Here is a 3,106-nt window from a genome sequence, read left to right on the forward strand (position 1 = left end):
TCATCGTTCGGTAAATAACTTCATGGTGAATATCATGGCTGCTGTAGTGGCTTATTGTTTGAATCCCAATAAGCCAACTTTCCAAAATATGCTAAAAGGCTAAGCAGATTTCGTCGAACTCAGGTTATTCATAAATTTTATTTGGCGCAAATTGGCTGGGGCATTGTTTATCTGATTTTCTGCTGGACCTTCATTCCTGCATTTGTCGCTTTCATTGAGTTCATTATTTATTTGTGTACTTCAGATGAAGATTTTGCCCGAAAATATGGTTGATGAATTTCAGATAAGAGAAAAGGGCGATATCACCCTTTTTGATCTGTTTATTTAGCAGGTTGTCCCCACTGATTGTTTTCCCGTTTTGTATCTGAAGCCCACCAGATAATGAGAGGAATAATACCAATAATGGTCAGCACAAGAAGTTGCCACCAACCTGATCGATTTGTGTCATGTAAACGGCGGGCACCTACGGCTAGACTTGGCAGGAATAATGCCAAATTTAATAGTCCATTCAGCATTTTGTCGGTACCGAGTATGGCATCAATCATTTGTACAATAATGCCCAAAATGAAAGAAACCAGCATAAAAAACCAAAATTCCTTACGGCGTGCACGTCCATCAAAGGTGACATAATTTTTCAGACATTTTACAAACCAGTCAATCATATTAAATTGTTCTTCAGATTGATTCTGGTTTGAAATTCTATCCAGTTGTTCAGACAGGTTCTGAACGGTGCTGTTGCGGTTGAGGGCAATATAGATCTGCGAGGCATTACCGGCATTGTCAACCGCAAAATCGACATGTTCACCAGGTGAAGGCGGGCGCTGTCCTCGCCATTCCGCACCAGTAAAATTATAGCGGTTCTGGTCATCACCACTGATAATGCCTGTATTGCTTTGGATTGAAAAATCCAGAATTGTTCCTTTCATTATTAGCCTCTATTTTTGTAGTATGCGTTATAAATTTAGTATCATCATAGCAGAATGGTTTAAAAATTAAACTAATTAATTATTATTAAGTCTATGTATTTATATTGTTTTTTATAATATATTTATCTTTTGATAAAAAATCCCGCTATTGAAGCGGGATCTAGAATCGGATTATTTTGTATCTTTCGGTGGATAAGGATCATTACCATAACTGTTACCGGAACGTATTTGTCCATTTGTACCATGAATTTTTGTGTCAGACCCTTGATTACGAGCAATGCTTTCAGCAATTTTAATTGCTTCAGCTTGGGTAGATGTTACTTTAGTTGCTTTGCTATTGCCGGCACCTTTCACAGCCCATCCATTAGAATGTGGGACGACATGTTGATTTTTACCTTTACTCATTTTTATTCACCATTATTTTTATTCGTATAAAAAAAAGCGGAACCTAATGACTCCGCTTTTTATCGTAAGACGACACATCGCTTGTCATTTTGCTATACGTAAAATCAGTATGTTAAGTATCACTGCGACACTCAATGACATTATCTTGCGACATAACCCGTGTCATTATGGAAAAAAAACGACACAACCTATGTCATTATGAGAAGTATCTGGATGCGATAAACATTTTGGAAGATGCTTTTAAGATACTCAAAGTATTAAGCTTACATGTTCATGATATGGAACATGCATTAATAACCGCTTAGATACGAGTAAGTATCTATCTGCTTTAGAGTTTAGAAGGAATACATAAAACTTGGGGGAACAGCTTATTAAATAAGCGTGGAACGTGAAGAATCCATAAAAAAGCCCAAATACTGCTACTTAGACTTTTTAATATGTTGTAAATCTATGAATTATAAGAAATAAAAAGTATAATTTCGTATAACGTGTATTATGTTAATTTTAGACTAACTTATAAATGATAAATTATCGGAAGAATAACCTTCTATTAAATATGAATTTTTTATAGCATTTGGGATTAAAAATATGACTAGTTTTGTTGATATGGTAACAATTGCTTCTGGTGGAGTAACGATATGCGGGTTACCAATTACATATTTTATTGCTAAACGAAATGCATTGATCGCTGAAAAACAGCATGTAGAAAACTTTATAGACTCTATGTCAAAAAAAGATGTTCTAAGAGCAAATATAGACGATGAGGTTTTAGCTGCTGTAATTAAGAGCTTAGAAAATATTATTCAAGAAACTGATACTTTATCAACTCAAACTAGTGATAACAGTATTAAAGACATTGCATATAATCTAAGACTAACGATCAATACAGAAGTTAGAAAAATGTATGATTTAGATGAAAAACTAGTAAAAGATAGATACGAAATTTATAAATCATTACAAAAGGTTAGATTAAATTGTGCCAAAACTTTAGCATTTTTATGCGCATCTTTTGAAATTGAGATTAAAGATCCAGATTTTAAAAATTTTGTTTTAAATTATGCAATTCGACCTAGATAACAAAGAAATAATCGATGGCTATTCACGAAGTCAAAAATGGGAGCCTATAGCTCCCATTTTTTGTGTGTGACTTCTTATAAGGTGTATTATGTTAATTTTAGATAATTTAAACACTATAGGGGAAACAAAAAATGGGGGAATGGTCAGAGTATTTCGAAGATTTTCCAGAAGAGAATCCAGCAAATCACCCTAATCGTGGTCCAGATCTTGGTCCACGTTCAAAGTATTTCCCAGATTGGCATATAAGCCAATTAACAAAAACTGAGTTAGCCGAAATTGCAAAAAAAATAGAAGCTGAAAATGCAGAATTAGAAAGACTAGCAGAAGAAAAAGTTAGGTACATACAAGAAGCAAAATCCCATCCTTTGGTCCAAATAGATATCTGTCCAATCTGTAATTTGAAGACCATGCATATGCATAAAATTAGTGAGCACAATTACTTTGGTGAATGCCAAGAATGTGGTAAATCTGATACTGATATAAAACCAGAAATAATTTTGGAAAAAATTGAGAATCTCATTTGGAAACAGTCTCAAGATTTAGATCTTAATGAAGAGTATTAACGTCAAAAGAGAGATGGATCCGGAAATTTGAACAACTCCTATAAGTGATATTCTGCTCCTCAAATGATGTTATAAACATCAATATATGGAGTATTTTATGGCACGTAGACCAAGAAGAAATCATTCAAACGACTT

The 3,106-nt window shown here is 33.9% G+C and carries 4 protein-coding genes and 2 pseudogenes; 4 read left to right on the plus strand and 2 right to left on the minus strand.

Annotated features, from left to right (window positions below):
- Both FTU91_RS15970 and FTU91_RS16840 read left to right on the plus strand, forming a co-directional pair.
- A pseudogene (locus tag FTU91_RS15970) lies at window positions 1–103 on the plus strand (IS982 family transposase); the annotation flags it as partial.
- Window positions 104–126: 23 nt separating this feature from the next.
- Window positions 127–273: pseudogene (locus FTU91_RS16840) on the plus strand (TM2 domain-containing protein); the annotation flags it as partial.
- 47 nt (window positions 274–320) lie between these two features.
- On the opposite strand, the gene FTU91_RS15975 reads toward FTU91_RS16840, so the two are convergent.
- Window positions 321–926 carry a DUF805 domain-containing protein gene (locus FTU91_RS15975; protein ID WP_180082825.1) on the minus strand — a complete coding sequence of 202 codons (606 nt, stop codon included), beginning with the start codon at window positions 924–926 and terminating at the stop codon, window positions 321–323.
- Window positions 927–1,097: 171 nt separating this feature from the next.
- Window positions 1,098–1,331: a DUF2188 domain-containing protein gene (locus FTU91_RS15980; RefSeq protein ID WP_086196058.1), complete on the minus strand. Its 234-nt coding sequence runs from the start codon at window positions 1,329–1,331 to the stop codon at window positions 1,098–1,100.
- A 588-nt stretch (window positions 1,332–1,919) separates the two neighbouring features.
- Between FTU91_RS15980 and FTU91_RS15985 the strand changes: the two genes are divergently transcribed.
- Together FTU91_RS15985 and FTU91_RS15990 are read left to right on the plus strand one after the other, a co-directional pair.
- On the plus strand, window positions 1,920–2,408 hold the full coding sequence (locus FTU91_RS15985) for a hypothetical protein (RefSeq protein WP_180082826.1): 489 nt from the start codon (window positions 1,920–1,922) through the stop codon (window positions 2,406–2,408).
- Window positions 2,409–2,539: 131 nt separating this feature from the next.
- A complete protein-coding gene (locus tag FTU91_RS15990) occupies window positions 2,540–2,971 on the plus strand; it encodes a hypothetical protein (protein ID WP_180082827.1) in 432 nt (143 codons plus the stop codon).
- Window positions 2,972–3,106 lie beyond the last annotated feature (135 nt).

The sequence above is a fragment of the Acinetobacter sp. YH12201 genome, assembly GCF_013418145.1.
In the GTDB taxonomy this organism is placed as follows: Bacteria; Pseudomonadota; Gammaproteobacteria; order Pseudomonadales; family Moraxellaceae; genus Acinetobacter.